The 15,452-nt window shown below is 61.4% G+C and carries 16 protein-coding genes; 6 read left to right on the plus strand and 10 right to left on the minus strand.

Annotated features, from left to right (window positions below):
* Positions 1-135: 135 nt before the first annotated feature.
* The 3 genes from D8M21_RS02230 to D8M21_RS02240 all read left to right on the plus strand — a co-directional run bounded on the left by D8M21_RS02230 (position 136) and on the right by D8M21_RS02240 (position 2,199).
* Complete coding sequence (locus tag D8M21_RS02230) at positions 136-1,476, plus strand: hypothetical protein (RefSeq protein WP_048680434.1); 1,341 nt, start codon at positions 136-138, stop codon at positions 1,474-1,476.
* A 107-nt stretch (positions 1,477-1,583) separates the two neighbouring features.
* Positions 1,584-1,754: a DUF3117 domain-containing protein gene (locus tag D8M21_RS02235; RefSeq protein ID WP_065424263.1), complete on the plus strand. Its 171-nt coding sequence runs from the start codon at positions 1,584-1,586 to the stop codon at positions 1,752-1,754.
* An 85-nt stretch (positions 1,755-1,839) separates the two neighbouring features.
* On the plus strand, positions 1,840-2,199 hold the full coding sequence (locus tag D8M21_RS02240) for a twin-arginine translocase TatA/TatE family subunit (RefSeq protein WP_048680431.1): 360 nt from the start codon (positions 1,840-1,842) through the stop codon (positions 2,197-2,199).
* A gap of 95 nt (positions 2,200-2,294) precedes the next feature.
* On the opposite strand, the gene D8M21_RS02245 is transcribed toward D8M21_RS02240, so the two are convergent.
* Genes D8M21_RS02245 through D8M21_RS02255 form a run of 3 tightly spaced genes read right to left on the minus strand, consistent with a single transcriptional unit; the run spans position 2,295 to position 5,416 of the window.
* On the minus strand, positions 2,295-3,443 hold the full coding sequence (locus tag D8M21_RS02245; RefSeq protein WP_048680425.1) for an Mrp/NBP35 family ATP-binding protein: 1,149 nt from the start codon (positions 3,441-3,443) through the stop codon (positions 2,295-2,297).
* Positions 3,436-4,134: a DUF1003 domain-containing protein gene (locus D8M21_RS02250; RefSeq protein WP_048680422.1), complete on the minus strand. Its 699-nt coding sequence runs from the start codon at positions 4,132-4,134 to the stop codon at positions 3,436-3,438. Before D8M21_RS02250 ends, D8M21_RS02245 begins: the two co-directional genes overlap by 8 nt.
* A complete protein-coding gene (locus tag D8M21_RS02255; RefSeq protein ID WP_048680420.1) occupies positions 4,127-5,416 on the minus strand; it encodes a magnesium transporter MgtE N-terminal domain-containing protein in 1,290 nt (429 codons plus the stop codon). The genes D8M21_RS02250 and D8M21_RS02255 overlap by 8 nt, the downstream gene beginning before the upstream one ends.
* A 110-nt stretch (positions 5,417-5,526) precedes the next feature.
* Between D8M21_RS02255 and D8M21_RS02260 the strand changes: the two genes are divergently transcribed.
* Positions 5,527-6,420: a general stress protein gene (locus D8M21_RS02260; protein ID WP_048680418.1), complete on the plus strand. Its 894-nt coding sequence runs from the start codon at positions 5,527-5,529 to the stop codon at positions 6,418-6,420.
* A 61-nt stretch (positions 6,421-6,481) separates the two neighbouring features.
* On the opposite strand, the gene D8M21_RS02265 is transcribed toward D8M21_RS02260, so the two are convergent.
* Complete coding sequence (locus tag D8M21_RS02265; protein WP_048680416.1) at positions 6,482-8,035, minus strand: aminopeptidase P family protein; 1,554 nt, start codon at positions 8,033-8,035, stop codon at positions 6,482-6,484.
* Positions 8,036-8,108: 73 nt separating this feature from the next.
* Between D8M21_RS02265 and D8M21_RS02270 the strand changes: the two genes are divergently transcribed.
* Positions 8,109-8,939, plus strand: coding sequence for a PHP domain-containing protein (locus D8M21_RS02270; protein ID WP_048680413.1), 831 nt, complete (start codon positions 8,109-8,111; stop codon positions 8,937-8,939).
* Between the two features lie 12 nt (positions 8,940-8,951).
* On the opposite strand, the gene D8M21_RS02275 is transcribed toward D8M21_RS02270, so the two are convergent.
* From D8M21_RS02275 to D8M21_RS02295, 6 genes are all read right to left on the minus strand, one after another.
* The gene (locus tag D8M21_RS02275; RefSeq protein ID WP_048680410.1) at positions 8,952-9,845 is read right to left on the minus strand and encodes a DNA-methyltransferase; all 894 of its coding nucleotides are present in this window, start codon (positions 9,843-9,845) and stop codon (positions 8,952-8,954) included.
* Positions 9,846-9,853: 8 nt separating this feature from the next.
* Positions 9,854-11,506: a DEAD/DEAH box helicase gene (locus tag D8M21_RS02280; RefSeq protein ID WP_082156725.1), complete on the minus strand. Its 1,653-nt coding sequence runs from the start codon at positions 11,504-11,506 to the stop codon at positions 9,854-9,856.
* Between the two features lie 14 nt (positions 11,507-11,520).
* On the minus strand, positions 11,521-11,646 hold the full coding sequence (locus D8M21_RS11545; RefSeq protein ID WP_274542912.1) for a hypothetical protein: 126 nt from the start codon (positions 11,644-11,646) through the stop codon (positions 11,521-11,523).
* Positions 11,647-11,825: 179 nt separating this feature from the next.
* Positions 11,826-12,059 carry a DUF3107 domain-containing protein gene (locus D8M21_RS02285; RefSeq protein ID WP_048680406.1) on the minus strand — a complete coding sequence of 78 codons (234 nt, stop codon included), beginning with the start codon at positions 12,057-12,059 and terminating at the stop codon, positions 11,826-11,828.
* 110 nt (positions 12,060-12,169) lie between these two features.
* A complete protein-coding gene (locus D8M21_RS02290; protein WP_082156724.1) occupies positions 12,170-12,796 on the minus strand; it encodes a TetR/AcrR family transcriptional regulator in 627 nt (208 codons plus the stop codon).
* Positions 12,797-12,898: 102 nt separating this feature from the next.
* Positions 12,899-14,215 carry a glutamyl-tRNA reductase gene (locus D8M21_RS02295; RefSeq protein ID WP_048680401.1) on the minus strand — a complete coding sequence of 439 codons (1,317 nt, stop codon included), beginning with the start codon at positions 14,213-14,215 and terminating at the stop codon, positions 12,899-12,901.
* Between the two features lie 125 nt (positions 14,216-14,340).
* Here D8M21_RS02295 and hemE point away from each other — a divergent pair, with 125 nt between their 5' ends.
* Positions 14,341-15,447, plus strand: coding sequence for a uroporphyrinogen decarboxylase (gene hemE, locus D8M21_RS02300; RefSeq protein ID WP_082156723.1), 1,107 nt, complete (start codon positions 14,341-14,343; stop codon positions 15,445-15,447).
* Positions 15,448-15,452 lie beyond the last annotated feature (5 nt).

Raw genomic sequence — 15,452 nt, forward strand, 5'->3', positions numbered from 1 at the left:
GAAAAAAAAAACTGGGGCCGAATATGTCTCGCGGGATGGCCTCGAGACTCCCGGGCCCGAAAGGAGCCCGTTGGAGAGTCCACGAGGGCGCCATCACGAAGCGAACCACCGAACCGCCGATTCCGTCGACGAGCGGTGACGCCCGCCCAACAGCTGGTGGCCCACGCACAGTCCGGTGTTCGGCGGTGGGCCACGAACCTTCCCATCTGGTCATGGATTCTCGGAATCTATGGTGTATCCCGCCTCTGGGGTTGGATCGTCTTCTCGCTCGTTGGCAAGCAACAACAAGCGAGCCCGTGGAGCGATGGCCCCATGGGCTACCTTCAGTACATCGGCATTTGGGACAGCGATTGGTATCGCCACATCGCCGAGTCCGGCTATCCGACCACTCTTCCCATGGGCGCCGGGGGCACCGTCGACCAAAATCCTTGGGCGTTTTACCCGCTCTTCCCATATGCGGCCTCCGGCCTGATGAAGGCGACCGGGTGGAGCTGGGCGATGGCTGGAGGAACCGTATCTCTGGTGTGCGGTGCCGTCACGGCCATTCTCTTGTACGGGATTTTTACCTCGTCTCGAACGTTGGCGCTGGGCTCCGAGAAAGCGGGCGGGGAACAATTCGTCTCTCCGCGCCGCATTCTGCACGGGCTTGGGTTGCGTCAGCCGGCCCGAGGCGTTGACCATTTTGCGTTGTGGTGCACCGCCTTGGTGTTGTTCAATCCCGTCGCTCCGATCCTTCAGACTCCCTACGCGGAATCGCTGAACCTCATGTTCTTGGCCGGTTGCGCGCTGGCGCTGGTCCGCGGAAATTTGCTGCTGTGTGCGATCCTGCTGGTCCCCACCTGCCTCAGCCGGCCGGTGGGTGTGCCGCTGGCCGCGTCCTTGGGCCTGTGGTGGTTGACGCGATTCATTCTGGCGTACCGGGCGGACACCGAGACGTCCGGGAGCCCCCGAATCTTCAGGGCCCTCCGAGAGACGGCACCGTTCCTCGGTGTCGGGCTCCTGGCGTGTGTGTTCGCTTTCGCCTGGCCAGCCATTGCCTGGGCGGTGACGGGCCGTGTGGACGCCTATACGGCCACCGAGACGGCGTGGCGCGGCGAGCACCTCTTGCCCGTTCAGCCGTGGATTCAACAGTCCTTGACGTACTTTGGTGATCCAGGCCCGGTCATCCTTTTGGCTCTCGTGGTCGGCTTCGTGGCGCTGATGCATTCGCGGGTCGTGTTGACGACGATTCCGCTGCGTCTAAGGTTCTGGTGCTATGCCTACGTCGCCTATTTGCTAGTTTTTCTTTTTCCCCAGTCCTCGACCTTCCGCTTGCTTCTACCAATGTTTCCCCTGGCAGCACCCCTGATGGCCGTTTCGGATTCCAAGGCCTATCGCACGGTGATTCTCCTGGGAGCGGCCATCGGGCAGCTGATTTGGGTGGGCTGGCTGTGGCATTGGAAGGAGCTCCCCAGCGGCGGTGATTACCCTCCGTGATGCCGTGGCAGACGCCCTGACCTGCTGTTTAATGTGATCGCGCTATCATTGGACTATTGGGGAACGGTCGTTGCCCATCACTACCGTCGATCCGACAAGGAGCATCAATGGCTGCGATGAAGCCGAGAACCGGTGAAGGTCCCATGGAGGTAGCCAAGGAAGGCCGGTCTCTCATCATGCGCATCCCTCTCGAAGGAGGGGGCCGTTTGGTCCTGGAGATCACTAAAGACGAAGCGCACGCCCTGAAAGAATGCCTGGACCCCATTACCCAGTCCTAGGACGACGTCGGGACGCGGCACTCCACGTGCCACGGTGCGTTCCAACACACGGTCGACGAGCGAGGATTGCTGGTAATGTGCTGGTGTGTTTGGAATCAACGGTGCCGAGTTCATTGTCTTGGTCGTCATCGCCTTTTTCGTGATCGGCCCGGAGCGCATGCCGGAGTATGCCCGACAGCTCAAAGATCTCATCAAGACTCTGCGACGTACCGCGATGGGTGCCAAGGACGACCTTAAGGACTCGTTGGGTCCCGAGCTCAACGACATCAATTGGCGCGCCTACGACCCCCGTCAGTACGATCCTCGTCGGATTGTCCGCGAGGCGTTGCTGGAAGACGACGAGGAACTCGAGCAAGAGCGCGCGAGGGCATCCACGCCCCCGGCAGCCGCTCGTAGCAGGCTCTCGCCGGGGGAGTTGGCCCCTTACGACACGGAAGCCACCTGAGACACCAGAGAATTAACCTCAAGGCCGTGGCGAACGGATCATTTGATCACTGTTCGCCACGGCCTTTTTGGTACTCATCAGGGGCGCAAACCGAGTTATAGAAGGTTGAGGGGCAGGCTCTTCCCCGCCAACCCCCGCCGTTGACCGCGGATTCTCTGTGCGACGTCGCGCAATGCGCTTCCCGAGGGCGACTCCGGAGCGGACCACACCACCGGTACTCCGCGGTCTCCGCCACTCCTGAGCGACATGTCAAGAGGCACAGAGCCCAACAGCGGGACGTCAGCATCCAGCGCTTTGGTGAGGCGGTCGGCGAGGAGTTGTCCGCCCCCGGACCCGAACATTTCCATCGTGCTTCCATCGGGCATGACCATGGCGGCCATATTCTCGACGACGCCGAGGACGGTTTGGCCCGTCTTTAGGGAGATGGTTCCGGCGCGCTCGGCCACGTCCACGGCCGCCGCTTGCGGTGTCGAGACCACCACCAGGTTGGCCTTCGGTACGAGCTGCGACATGGAAATGGCGATGTCACCCGTGCCGGGCGGCAAGTCGAGGAGCAATACATCGAGATCGCCGAAGTGAACGTCGGTCAGAAATTGCTCCAACGCACGGTGAAGCATGGGGCCTCTCCAAGCGATCGGCTGATTGCCTTCGACGAACATTCCGATGGAGATCACACGGATCGACCCGGGTTGCCGTCCCTCCGGCTGATGGCGAAGCTCCTGCGGAACCTCAACCACGGGCGGCAGGATCATGTCGTCCAATTTGGTGGGAGGCTGCTGAACGCCCAGGAGACCGGGGATCGAGAAGCCGTGCACATCGGCGTCGACGATCCCTACGGCTAGGCCCGAGGAGGCGAGCGACGCCGCCAGGTTCGCGGTCACGGTCGACTTGCCCACGCCACCCTTGCCCGACGCGATGGCGTAGACCTGTGTCAGGTTGTCTGGCGAGGCGAACGGGTTGACCTTGGTGTGCCCCAGCGCATCCTTGAGGGATCGACGCTGTTCGGCGTTCATATAGTCCAAGTCAATGCGGACTTCTTGGACGTCTTCCACACGGCCCACGGCCTGTCGGACATCATCTTGAATGGTGTTCTTCAGCGGGCAGCCCTCGATGGTGAGCCGGATGCCCACGTGAGCTACGCCGTCGACGAGTTCGGCCCGGCTGACCATCCCCATTTCCGTGATGGGCCGGCGTAATTCAGGATCGATGACCTCGCCGAGGGCCGCGAGCAAGCTCTCATTCATCGGGGTTCCGAGCGGCTCGGGAGCCGGATTTCGACGAATTCTTGGGTGAATTCTGCGTTTGGGCTTCCTCGAGGTCGAGGATGGACGTTTTGGGCTCCGGCTCGCCGGTGAGCTTTGAGGAATCCTTTTTGCGGCGTTTCGTCGATTCTGAGGAATCGTCGACGTCGTCGGACTCGGCATCGGTTCGAACGACTTCTTCGATCAAGTCCCGAATCTCGGAGCGAACGAAGTCGCGCGTGGCCACCTCACGCAGTGCAATGCGCAATGCGGCAATCTCCCGGGTGAGGTATTCCGTATCGGCCAAATTCTGTTGCGCACGTTGCCGGTCCTCCTCGGCGACGACGCGGTCGCGGTCATCCTGGCGGTTCTGCGCCAAGAGCAACAGGGGAGCGGCATAGGAGGCCTGGAGCGACAACATGAGCGTCAGCAGGGTGAAGTTCAAGGATCGAGGGTCGAACTGTAACTCTTCGGGCATCAGCGTGTTCCAGAGGAGCCAGATGCTCACGAAGACCGTCATCCAGAGCAGGAACTGCGGGGTTCCCATCCACCGAGCGAAGGACTCGGTCATCACACCGAAGGACTCCGGGTTGGGCTGATAGCGCTGGTACCACTTCGGTTTGCTGGCGAGTGGTGTATCGAGCCCCTGATGGTGCGATGTGCGGGCCCGGCGGTTGCGGTTCGAATCACTCAAACTTGCGTCCCACCTTTCGTACGGGAGTTCCGTCATCATTCGTGCGCCAGTCCTCGGGAAGCAATGCGTCGAGGACGTCGTCGATGGTCACGGCACCTACGAGGCGATCATGATCATTGGTGACGGGAATGATGGTGAGGTCATAGGTGGCCAAGACTCGGGAGAGATCCTCCAGAGAGGCCATATCGGAAATCGGTTCGATGCTGCGGTCGATAATGTTGCCGACGGATTCGGGCGGCGCGTACCGCAATAATTGCTGCATATGCACCATGCCGATGTAGCGTCCCGTGGGCGCCTCGAGCGGAGGGCGGCACACAAACACAGCAGCGGCCACGGCGGGGCTGATTTCTTCTTGCCTGATGTGCGCCAGGGCCTCCGCGACGGTGGCCTCCGGCGGGAGGATGATCGGGACGGGGGTCATGAGGGAGCCCGCGGTGCCTTCTTCATATTCGAGCAAACGGCGGACGTCTTCTGCGTCGTCGGGCTCCATTTTGCCCAGCAGAGTTTCTCTCTGGGTGTCGGTGAACATATTGAGGAGGTCGGCCGCGTCGTCGGGTTCCATCTCTTCGAGGATGTCTGCGGCGCGTTTAAGGTCCAAGTTGGAAAGAATCTGTACCTGGTCTTCGACCGGAAGTTCCTGAAGGACGTCGGCCAATCGCTCGTCCTGGAGTTCCTCCGCGACTTCGAGCATGCGCTTGTCGTTGAGGTCGTGAAGGGCGTCCGCCAAGTCAGCGGGCTGAGTTTCTTCGTGCGTCGCGAGGAAGTGGGATGCTCCTTGCGGCTCCATGGCGGTGCCGTAGACGACGTCCTCCCAGTCCACGACGAGCGTCTCGTTCTTGCGCCGCATGAGGCGACCGGTGCTTTCGGAACGTCGGACGAAGAGTTCCGTGATCTTCCAGTCGCCGTTCTTGGTCTGCTCCATCGCGCAGTCCTCGATCGTGGCGGCTCCGGTGCCATCCGTGAAGTGAACCGTGCGGTCGAACAACTCGCCGATGACGAGCGCTTCGGCGCCTCGCTGCTCGAAACGGCGAAGGTTGACCAAACCGGTGACGATGATTTGGGTTGCATCCATGCTGTTGACTCGAGTCATCGGCACGAACACACGCTTCTTTCCCAGGACCTCGACGACGATGCCCACCACGAGTGGTTGCAAGTGTTTTCGCTGAGAGTCTCTATTGAGCACGACGACATCACGCAGTCGGCCCAAACGGTCACCGACGGGGTCGAAAACGTCGAGGCCAAGGAGGCGGGCGATAAAAATTCTGCTTGGTACGTTGCTCACTTAAACAGGTTACTCACATGTTTTCCTCTGGAACATCTTTGGGGTTCACCTGTGGCGATACCCAGGCGCGCGGTTGGCAGTCTCGGCGCAGGCAAGGAAAAATGATCCCTATGGCACAATCCGGAAAGTCCAGACTCGCTGCACTGCGTACTGAGCACCTTGCAAGCTCGGTAACGGTGGGGAAATTCTCCAAGTACAACGACGCCCAAGGCGCCGTGGATCTATTGGCGGAACGGGGGTTTCCCGTTCAAAACTTGGCGATCGTCGGAACCGACCTCCGTCAGGTCGAACACGTGGTTGGAACGCTTTCCTACGCGCGCGTCGCGGCCTCCGGCGCCATGCAGGGGTTGTTCTACGGAGTGTTCTTGGGCTTGTTGCTCATGCTTTTCGGCCACGAAAACCCGATGGCGGCATTCCTCACCTCGGTACCACTGGGCGTGGCCTTTTGGATGATTCTCGCCATCATCGGTTTCTCCCGTCGGGGCGGACATCGGAGCTTCACTGCCGTCGGACAGATGGTCGCCGGAAGTTATGACCTCGTGTGCGCACCTCAAGAAGCGGCCGAAGCCCGCCGACTCTTGGGCGGCAGTTCACAACGTTCTCCTTTGCGTCCCACGGCACCGGAACAGCCGTATTTTCCCGAGCAGGCAGGAGAGCCCCGAAACGGTCCCGACGGACGGTTTGGCCAGGCTCCTCAACAGCGCCCGCCGCACACTCAAGGTGCACCACATCAGCAGGGCTCCGGTTCATCCGAACATAGCGGACGCGAACCATGGGGTCAGCAAGGCTCCTCTACCCAGGGGAATGACCCAAAGGTTCCCGGAACAGGGGCACCGGAGGGGAACACTCAAGCACGAGACTTCAAGGATCTTCCCGACGGCCGCCCGAGGTTCGGTATCCGCGACGAACACGCCAGCAGACCGAGGCCGGACGGAACGCACGGCGATTCCCCAACGCCGGACGGAAACGCCCCCGGACCTGATGACAGGCCGCACGCCTCCTAGCCCGTGACACGAAAAAGCCCCGGACACATCCGTCCGGGGCTTTTTCGTGGGCGGGTCAGCTCTACTTGGACAGCTCCGCAATCCAGGCCTCGATGTCCTGCGTCGTCCGCGGGAAATCGGCGCTCAGGTTGATGGGGCCGTCGTTCGTGATCAGGACGTCATCCTCGAGTCGAATTCCGATGCCGCGATATTCTTCCGGCACAGCGAGGTCATCTTCCTTGAAGTAGAGGCCTGGCTCGATCGTGAAGACCATGCCAGGTTCGATCTCGCCGTCGAGGTACAGCTCTCGCTTGGCTTGGGCACAATCATGGACGTCCAATCCCAAGTGGTGGCTCGTGCCATGAGGCATCCAGCGGCGGTGCTGACCTCCCTCATCGGAGACCGCTTCTTCGACCGAGCACGGCAAAATGCCCCACGAGTCCAGCGTCTCTGCGAGTGACCGCATGGCGGCGGCGTGGACGTCGCGGAATTTATTTCCGGGAACGGCGGCGCGGAAGGCTGCATCCGAGGCCGTGAGGACGGCGTCGTAAATCTTCTTCTGGATGTCGGTGAAGGTCCCGTCAACGGGCAAGGTGCGGGTGATGTCTGCTGTGTAGAGGGTGTCGTCCTCGACGCCGGCGTCTACCAGGATCAACTTCCCGGGATCTACGGTTCCGTTATTCCGAATCCAATGCAGAATCGTGGCGTTATTGCCGCACGCCGCGATGGTCTCGTAGCCGACGTCGTTGCCCTCGGCGCGGGCTGCCGCGAAGAAAGCACCCTCAACGATGCGCTCGCCACGGTGGTGCTCGCGGGCCTGGGGAAGTGCTCGAATGATGTTCTCGAACCCCATCTTGGTGGAGGCGATCGAGCGGCGCAGATTTTCGATCTCCTGATCGTCCTTGATCAAGCGCAATTCGGACAGGGCCTCGGTGAGCTCACCGTCCAAAGCATCCGACTGTTCCAGATCGACACTCGTGTTCATGCGGGACGTATCAACGAGGGCATCGACGTTCAGATCTACCTCGCGTAGCAGGCGAATACGGACGCCGCCCAAGGCCTGAGGTCCTGCGTTCTTGGTGATGGCGACCTCGACGTCGGCCAGGTCCTGACACTTAATCCCGTATTCAGACTCGATTTCGGCCAGCGTGGGCTGAGGCCCCACCCAGAATTCGCCATAGCGGGGATCCGCATAGAACTGGTCCGTGTCTCGGCCGGCCAGTGGACGGAAGTAGAGGGTGGCTTGGTGCTGAGAACCGTCGTCGGCGGGTTCGTCCAACGGCTCGAAGATCAAGACGGCGTCGGGCTCGTGGTCCACGCCCAGGCCGGTCAGATGGGCGAAACCGGAATGGGGGCGGAAGCGGTAATCCGTGTCATTGGAGCGGGTCTTGAGCGGACCGGCCGGAATGACCAGGCGTTCTCCCGGAAATTGTGCGGAGAGCGCGGCTCGGCGTTTCGCGGCGAAATCGGCGACGGGGGAACGCTGAGGAAGAGGCGCGTTCGCGGGGGCCCACTGCGACCCGATGAATTCCTTGAAGGCCGAGGAACGGGGCGGCTGGGAGCGGTTGCCCACGCGCTCGGCGAGCGGTTGGGACTCGGAGGGGTCCTGGTGGTCTGAAGAAGTATTCTCAGTCATTCCTCCACGATATCGCCGGACATCGTCCGAGGCACAACGAGCCGGGCGAGGGTACACGAGTAGATTGGCAGGTGTGCGCATTGATCTACATACCCATTCATCCGTTTCGGACGGGACCGAGGCTCCCGCCGTCGTCGTCGAGCAGGCCGTCGCAGCGGGCCTCGATGTCCTAGCCCTCACCGATCACGACTCGACGGCCGGTTGGGCGGAGGCAGCGAGCCGAGCATCCGAGGTGGGCCTGGAATTCGTGCAAGGGATGGAGATCTCGTGCTCCACGAATAACGGGATCTCAGTGCATCTGCTTTCGTACCTCCACGACCCGGAGCACCCCGGGCTGACGCGCGAGATGGCGAGATCACGTGAGGCCCGGAAGTCTCGCGCGCGCCGAATGGTCGAGAAACTCTCCGAAGATTTTCCGATCGGCTGGGACGATGTGGTGGCACAGACGGCGGAGGGAGCAACCGTCGGACGTCCGCACATCGCCGATGCTCTCGTTGCGGCAGGTGTCTGCGCTGATCGGTCTGAGGCCTTCGGAGACATTCTTTCGGGCTCGTCCCGCTACTACGTCCCGCACTACGCACCGGACCCGGCCGTCGCCGTCGAATTGGTGCGCGCGGCCGGGGGAGTTCCGGTCTTTGCCCACCCAATGGCGTTTTCGCGGGGGAGGGTGGTCGATCGTTCCGTCATGGAAGACATGGTCGACGCCGGATTAGCGGGTATAGAGGTATATCACCGGGACAACGGGCCTGCCGAGCGGGAGATGCTCCTGAAATTTGCGACGTCTCGAGGGATTCTCGTGACGGGTTCCAGCGATTATCACGGCACCGGTAAACCTAACCGTTTGGGAGAGAACACCACCGCTCCGGAAGTCTTGGCGGAGATCAAGAGTCAGGCCCGCGGCTAGAGTCTGCGGCCCCTAAGATTCGGTGGCGTCGGTCGCTTCCGGGTTTAAGTCCTGCGCCGTGCAGCAGTGAGCCTCGGGTAGTCGGCGACGCATGATGTCGATGGCCTGCTCATTAGCATCCACACACACAAACCGCCGGCCCAGAGCTTGCGCCGCGGCGCCCAAGGTCCCAGACCCTGCGAAAAAGTCCAAACACCATTCGTGCGGCCGCGAGGACGCCGCAACCATGCGTCGGAGGAGTCCTAGCGGCTTTTGAGTGGGGTAACCCGTCTTTTCCTTGCCGGTGGGGGAGACGATCGTGTGCCACCACACGTCCGTCGGCAATTTTCCGCGGGCCGCTTTTTCCGCCGTGACCAAACCGGGAGCCATATACGGCTCCCGGTCAACTTCTTCTGCATCGAAGTGATACGCGGAGCGATTCTTCACATAGACCAGGATGTTGTCGTGTTTGGCCGGCCACCGGCTCTTGGCACGGGCGCCATAGTCATACGCCCAAATGATTTCATTGAGGAAACAATCCCGGCCAAAGACCATGTCGCACATGACCTTCGCGTAGTGCACCTCGCGGTAATCCAGGTGCAAATACAGAGTCCCGTGCTCGGCGAGGAGATCGCGTGCCGCCTCCAACCGGGGAAGCAGGAACGTCCAGTAATCCTCGAAGGCGTCGTCGTAACGGGCCAGAGACTCTACGACGCTGGCGTAGCTCTGGCCTTTGAAGCCGCGCCGATCCGCCTCATCCGGTTCGACCCGTCGATTCTTCAAACTCCGCCGCACCTGCGCCCGGCCCGTGTTGAAGGGTGGATCGACATAGATCATGGAGAATGCCCCAGCGGGAAGCTGAGAGAGGACCTCCCGATTGTCACCATGGACGATGAGGTCCGGTCCGGCGAGATTGAATTCCCCCACCTCAGGCCCTACTGCTGGGGTGCGGATTGGCCGTTGCCGCCACGACGACGGCGACGCCGGCGGCGCTTCTGTGAGGAGGCCTCCCCGGCTTCCGAAGATTCCTGGGCCTGGGAACTTTGATGGGATTCTTGGGCTTTGCCGGAATCGCCGTCCTGACGACGCCGTCCACCCGATCGAGTTCTCGATCGGTTGCTCTGTCCTGAGCCACCGCGGGAGCGCCCGCGTCCGGATTGTGAGCCTCCGTTGTTCTGGCCTTTGCCGGAGCGGGAACGGCTCGAGTCGCCGTCGATATCTTCGACCTCTTCGGCGGCTAGGCCAGCGTGGCTGCGGTTCTCCTTCGGGAGCTTTCCCTTGGTGCCCTTGGGGATGTCGAGGTCCGCATACAGGTGCGGCGAGGAGGAGTAAGTTTCCACAGGCTCCGGGACTCCGAGGTCCAAAGCCTTGTTAATCAGCGACCATCGGGGGACGTCTTCCCAATCGACGAGCGTGATGGCCGTGCCTTTATTCCCCGCGCGGCCGGTGCGTCCAATGCGGTGCAGATAGATCTTTTCGTCTTCGGGGCACTGGAAATTCACCACGTGCGTGACGTCCGTGACGTCGATTCCACGCGCTGCGACGTCGGTTGCCACCAAGACATCGACCTTGTCGTTACGGAACGCACGAAGCGCTTGCTCACGCGCGCCCTGACCGAGGTCTCCGTGGATAGAGGCGGCCGCGAAACCCCGCTTAACCAGTTCATCCGAGAGCCGGGCCGCGGCACGTTTGGTTTTCGTGAAGATGATCGAGCGGCCTCGGCCTTCGGCCTGAAGCGCCCGAGCGATGAGCTCGTCTTTGTCCATCGGGTGTGCACGGTAAATGACCTGGCGGATGTCCTTCTTGGTCGCGCCCTCGTCGTCCGGAGCGTTAGCCCGGATGTGCATCGGGTGGGACATATAACGGCGTGCCATGGAGATGACCGGGCCGGGCATGGTCGCGGAGAAGAGCATGGTCTGGCGAACTTCCGGCACGGCGGAGAGCAGACGCTCCACGTCGGGCAAGAACCCGAGATCCAGCATTTCGTCGGCCTCGTCCAGCACGACGGCGCGTACCTGGGAGAGGTTCAAAATCTTCTGTCGGTGCAGGTCGATCAAGCGACCGGGAGTGCCGACGATGACCTCGACGCCCTTCTCCAACTCGGCGATCTGAGGTTCATAGGCGCGGCCGCCGTAAATGGTGGCCACACGGGCATTGCGCTGCTTTGCGGCCGTGGAGAGATCGCTACCAACCTGGACCGCGAGTTCGCGGGTCGGTACCACGATCAACGCCTGAGGCGCACCCGGGGACTTGAGCTTCTTCCATGCGTCGTCGTCCCGGCCGGCCACACGCTGCAACACGGGTAAGCCAAAACCGAGGGTCTTACCCGTTCCGGTTTTTGCCTGACCAATGATGTCTTGACCAGAGAGGGCGACGGGCAACGTCAGGGACTGGATGGGGAAGGGGTGAGTGATTCCTTGGGCGGCCAGGGCATCGCAGATGTCTTGGCGAACGCCGAAATCGGCAAAGGTTTTATCTTCCTCGGGACGAACTTCGTCCGTGGTGGTGGCTTCGGCCTCGATGAGGTCTTGAATGCCTTCCGAAGATTCCTCGGAGATGGCGGTCTCGGTGTTGCTGGTTTCGTTCACGTGCAAAAGCTCCGTTAGTCGATGGGGCGACCGCTCGGGCTCGTGGTGAGAATGCCTACGGCGCGGTCACGAACCGCATCCGCAAGGCGATCTTGAGCTGGGGTCACAAGGATCGGTAGGAAGCCGATCGCAAAAGTCATCGGGTGAGGCGGTCCGCGAGCCGTGAGCTCATTCGTCGCATCACATGCATCAGGTCAATTCAACGGATAACGACCGGGCATCCAGATTCCACCATTCTAGCCCCTGGAACACATCGTGGGGAGGACCTGCGCCACGTTGGGCGGGTCCTCCCCACAAAAAACGAGGGTTCGGGCGGAGTTTAGTTCTCGCTGAACGGGCCGAATCCGATATGACGCCGGGTTTCAGCGGCGATCTCGACGTAGCCAATGGAAGCTCCCGGAACCAAGGTGACATTGCCCTTGGAATCGGCAAGGCGCAGGAGGGTTCCCTGGTCGATGGCTTCGGCGACCTGTTTGCGGATCTCCTCGGGGCTTTCGTCGGATTCGACAGCGACCTCACGGGCGACGTCTTTAACACCGATCTTGATTTCCATGGGTTGTGCCTCCTGAACAATCTGGCGGACATTGCGTTGGCCCCAGCCTACTCAGCCTGGAGGCTTGCCCGCGCCGCGTCGTCGATGATTTCGCTCAGCGCGGGAGAATCTCATGCGCCATCTAAGCCATCGACGCCGCCCCATACGAGTTGGAACAGGAGAAACTCTTGGCGCTTCTGCACCGAGGGGCTGGGATTGGCAGAAATGGTTTCGGCCGCGCCGATGGCGAGCATGACGAGCGAGTGTGCCAGAAAGTCACTCTCGGGCGCGGGGATCGCAGACGTTTCTTGCATCGTTGTGCTGAGGCGCCCAGAAACCCGCTCCACAAGTCCGTCAATCTTGGACCTACATTGCTCTTGCTCTCGCATATCTGAGAGGAATATCAGCCGGTAGGCTGCCGGGTCGTCGATGACCACGGACATGAAATTGGAAATCATCCTCCGCGTGCGTTCCCTCCCGTCCAAATCGAGGAGCAACGGTGTGATGACTTGATGTTCGAAGAGTTCGATGCAGGAATCGAGCACCGCTTCGTAGAGTTCAGTCTTGCTGGAAAAGTGCTGGTACAGCACGGGCTTGGTGATGTCCGCGGCTGTGGCGATGTCTTCCATCGTGCTGCGATGAAATCCATGGTTCGCGAAGTGGCGCCGTGCCACGCTGAGGAGTTGGCGTCGACGTGCCGGACCGGGTAGTCGACGGTGGGTATTGGCAGATAATCGGGGTTCCGTTGTTCCTGACATCGGATTGTCCTTCGTTCATGGCGACGACGAGCGCGCCATGGGATGGTTGGGCGCCCTCGTCCGTGGTTCGTGCGAGTTACCACTATAGGGCGTTTTGCCTAGTCAGGAGGCTTTTGGGGACCGTACTCCGTCGAAGTCCGTCGGATCCGCCCCGGGGAGAACGCTTTCAGGCGCCGTATCTTCGGGTGCGTCGAGGGTGATGTCGTATAGTGCCTCGATTGCATCCATGAATTCTTGTTCCCGGCCCTCTGCGGCCAGTTTTCGGGCCTTGACCATAGGCGTGTGGAGCAGGGAGTGCATCATGCGACGCATGGCGAACTCGACCTGTTCCGCCTGTGCACCACAACCGTATTGGTGGCGAACCTTCTTCATCTCGGCGTCGAGCACCGACATGGTGTGCTTTCGGAGAGCGACGATAGCGGAGTCGACGTTTTGCTGGTTGCGGCGGGACCGGAATTCACGAGCGGCCTTCTCTACGATCGCCCGAGCGGCAGAGACTGATTCGTCGGTCTCCGCAGGTGCCGCGAGTCGAACCGACTCCAGGGTGATGAGTTCGACGCCGTCCAGGTCGGCGATTGACGGGTCAAAGTCTCGTGTGAGGGCCAAATCGACGACGACCCTCGAGCCTTCAGGGAAGGACCCCGAATCCATGGGGGCCGAGCCGCCGCTGCAGCCGATGATGATGTCGGCCGAATGCATTGCCTGATCCAGGCTTGCATCGGAGACCGGGGTTCCCCCGCGTTTGGCCGTGAACTCTGCCGACCGGCCGGACGCCGAATATACGGAAATAGAGTGACAACCTCGCGACTGGAGGGCGGCCATGGTGGCTCCCGCATAGGCGCCGGTGCCGAAGACCAAAACCTCGGATTTCTCGAGAGGGCGGGCGGCCACTTCGCTCGCGAGGTCTAACGCCACGGAAACGATGGATCGGCCGCGTTCACCGAGCGAGGTTTGCGTTCCCACGGATCGCGCTGTACGAGCGGCGGTTTCAAAGAGTCGAACTAGCTCGTTGGAGGCGGAGCCTTCTTCGCGGGCGTTGACGAGCGCGCGCCGAACCTGCCCAGTGATTTCACGCTCGCCGACCACTGCAGATTCAAGGCCCGAGACCACAGTGAATAGATGGGAAGCTGCGTCGTCGTCGTAGAAGACGTCGAATGCACCGCGGACAAAGGTGGGATCGAGGTTCGCATCGACGGCGATGCGTTCCACTATGGCGTCTATTTTCGGCTGCAGGGCATCGCGGGATCCGGGAGCTTCGGCATAAAGTTCCAGGCGGTTGCATGTCGAGAGGACCACGAGTCCCTCGAGTCCACCTTGGGGCACGAGGGTAGAGGGGAGGGCCCCAACACCAGTTGTCACTTGAGCGACGGTGTTCAGGTCGACATTCTTGTGCGACGAAACGAGCGAAAACAAAACCACGACTTACTCATAATAGCCACGCAATATGGTCCTGTGAAATGAATGTGGAGCACGGTTGTGGCGGAGTCTCGTGCTGACAACCTGTCCACAAAAACATGCCCGTGAGTTGGCACAATGGAGGCATTATGACGATCTCAACCCCTCAGCGACGCGCGTTGCTGACAGATGCGCAACTCTCCCGATTGGCCCCCTCCCATCCTTTGCGTGCGGCCGGGACGGCGCATTCCCCGATGATTCGTGCGATGGCCGGCGATCGACCGGAACACCCTCCCGTGTGGTTCATGAGACAAGCCGGTCGTTCCCTCCCCGAATATCGGGCAGCACGCGAGGGGACCAATATGTTGGAGGCCTGTCTCGATCCTGAGCTCGCTGCCGAGATCACGGTGCAACCCGTGCGACGACACGGCGTGGACGCGGCCATTTTCTTCTCGGACATTGTGGTCCCGTTGAAGATTGCCGGCGTGGATGTCGACATCGTCCCTGGCCGGGGGCCGGTCATGGGGTCACCGTACCGTGAGCTTCGCGACATTGAGTCTCTTCCTGAGATCCCAGATGAAGCATTCGATCCGATTCGCGAGGCTGTGGGCAGAGCCGTCGATCAATTGGGGAGCACCCCGCTCATCGGATTCGCGGGTGCCCCCTTCACCGTGGCCGCATACATGGCTGAAGGCGGATCATCTCGTGATCATCTCGGGCCGCGCACCATGATGCATCGGGACCCCGAGGCTTGGAATGCGCTGGCCTCCTGGGTGGCCCGAGTTTCCGGACAGTTCCTCGCCGCGCAGGTGGAAGCTGGTGCCAGTGCGGTTCAGCTCTTTGATTCCTGGGCCGGTTCTCTCTCGGAGCGCGACTATCGTGCGCACGTCATGCACCATTCTGCGTTGGCCCTTGAAGCCGTGGAATCGTACGGGGTTCCGCGCGTCCACTTTGGCACCGGAAGTAGCGAACTTTTGGTGGCCATGAAAGAAGCGGGCGGGGACGTGGTGGGCGTTGACTACCGACTCGATCTGGACGAAGCCACGCGGCGCCTCGGGCCGGAAACACCCGTCCAGGGAAACATCGATCCGGCCATGCTCGACGCCGGGTGGGAGGTTCTCCAAAAGCACACTGTGGACGTACTCTCGAAGGGGAGGGACGCCGCGGCGCATATCGTCAATCTTGGCCACGGAGTACCACCGAGCACGGACCCGACCGTGCTGACACGACTCGTCGAATTCATTCACGAAAGTTAGCGCCC

Origin of the sequence: Kocuria sp. HSID16901, from assembly GCF_003989425.1 — a bacterium.
In the GTDB taxonomy this organism is placed as follows: Bacteria; Actinomycetota; Actinomycetes; order Actinomycetales; family Micrococcaceae; genus Rothia; species Rothia massiliensis.

Excerpts from the sequence above, each read along its gene's own strand:
- D8M21_RS02235 (WP_065424263.1), top strand. The coding sequence starts at position 1,584 with ATGGCTGCGATGAAGCCGAGAACCGGTGAAGGTCCCATGGAGGTAGCC.
- D8M21_RS02245 (WP_048680425.1), bottom strand. The coding sequence starts at position 3,443 with ATGAATGAGAGCTTGCTCGCGGCCCTCGGCGAGGTCATCGATCCTGAA.
- D8M21_RS02260 (WP_048680418.1), top strand. The coding sequence starts at position 5,527 with ATGGCACAATCCGGAAAGTCCAGACTCGCTGCACTGCGTACTGAGCAC.
- D8M21_RS02265 (WP_048680416.1), bottom strand. The coding sequence starts at position 8,035 with ATGACTGAGAATACTTCTTCAGACCACCAGGACCCCTCCGAGTCCCAA.
- D8M21_RS11545 (WP_274542912.1), bottom strand. The coding sequence starts at position 11,646 with ATGACTTTTGCGATCGGCTTCCTACCGATCCTTGTGACCCCAGCTCAA.
- D8M21_RS02285 (WP_048680406.1), bottom strand. The coding sequence starts at position 12,059 with ATGGAAATCAAGATCGGTGTTAAAGACGTCGCCCGTGAGGTCGCTGTC.
- D8M21_RS02290 (WP_082156724.1), bottom strand. The coding sequence starts at position 12,796 with ATGTCAGGAACAACGGAACCCCGATTATCTGCCAATACCCACCGTCGA.
- hemE (WP_082156723.1), top strand. The coding sequence starts at position 14,341 with ATGACGATCTCAACCCCTCAGCGACGCGCGTTGCTGACAGATGCGCAA.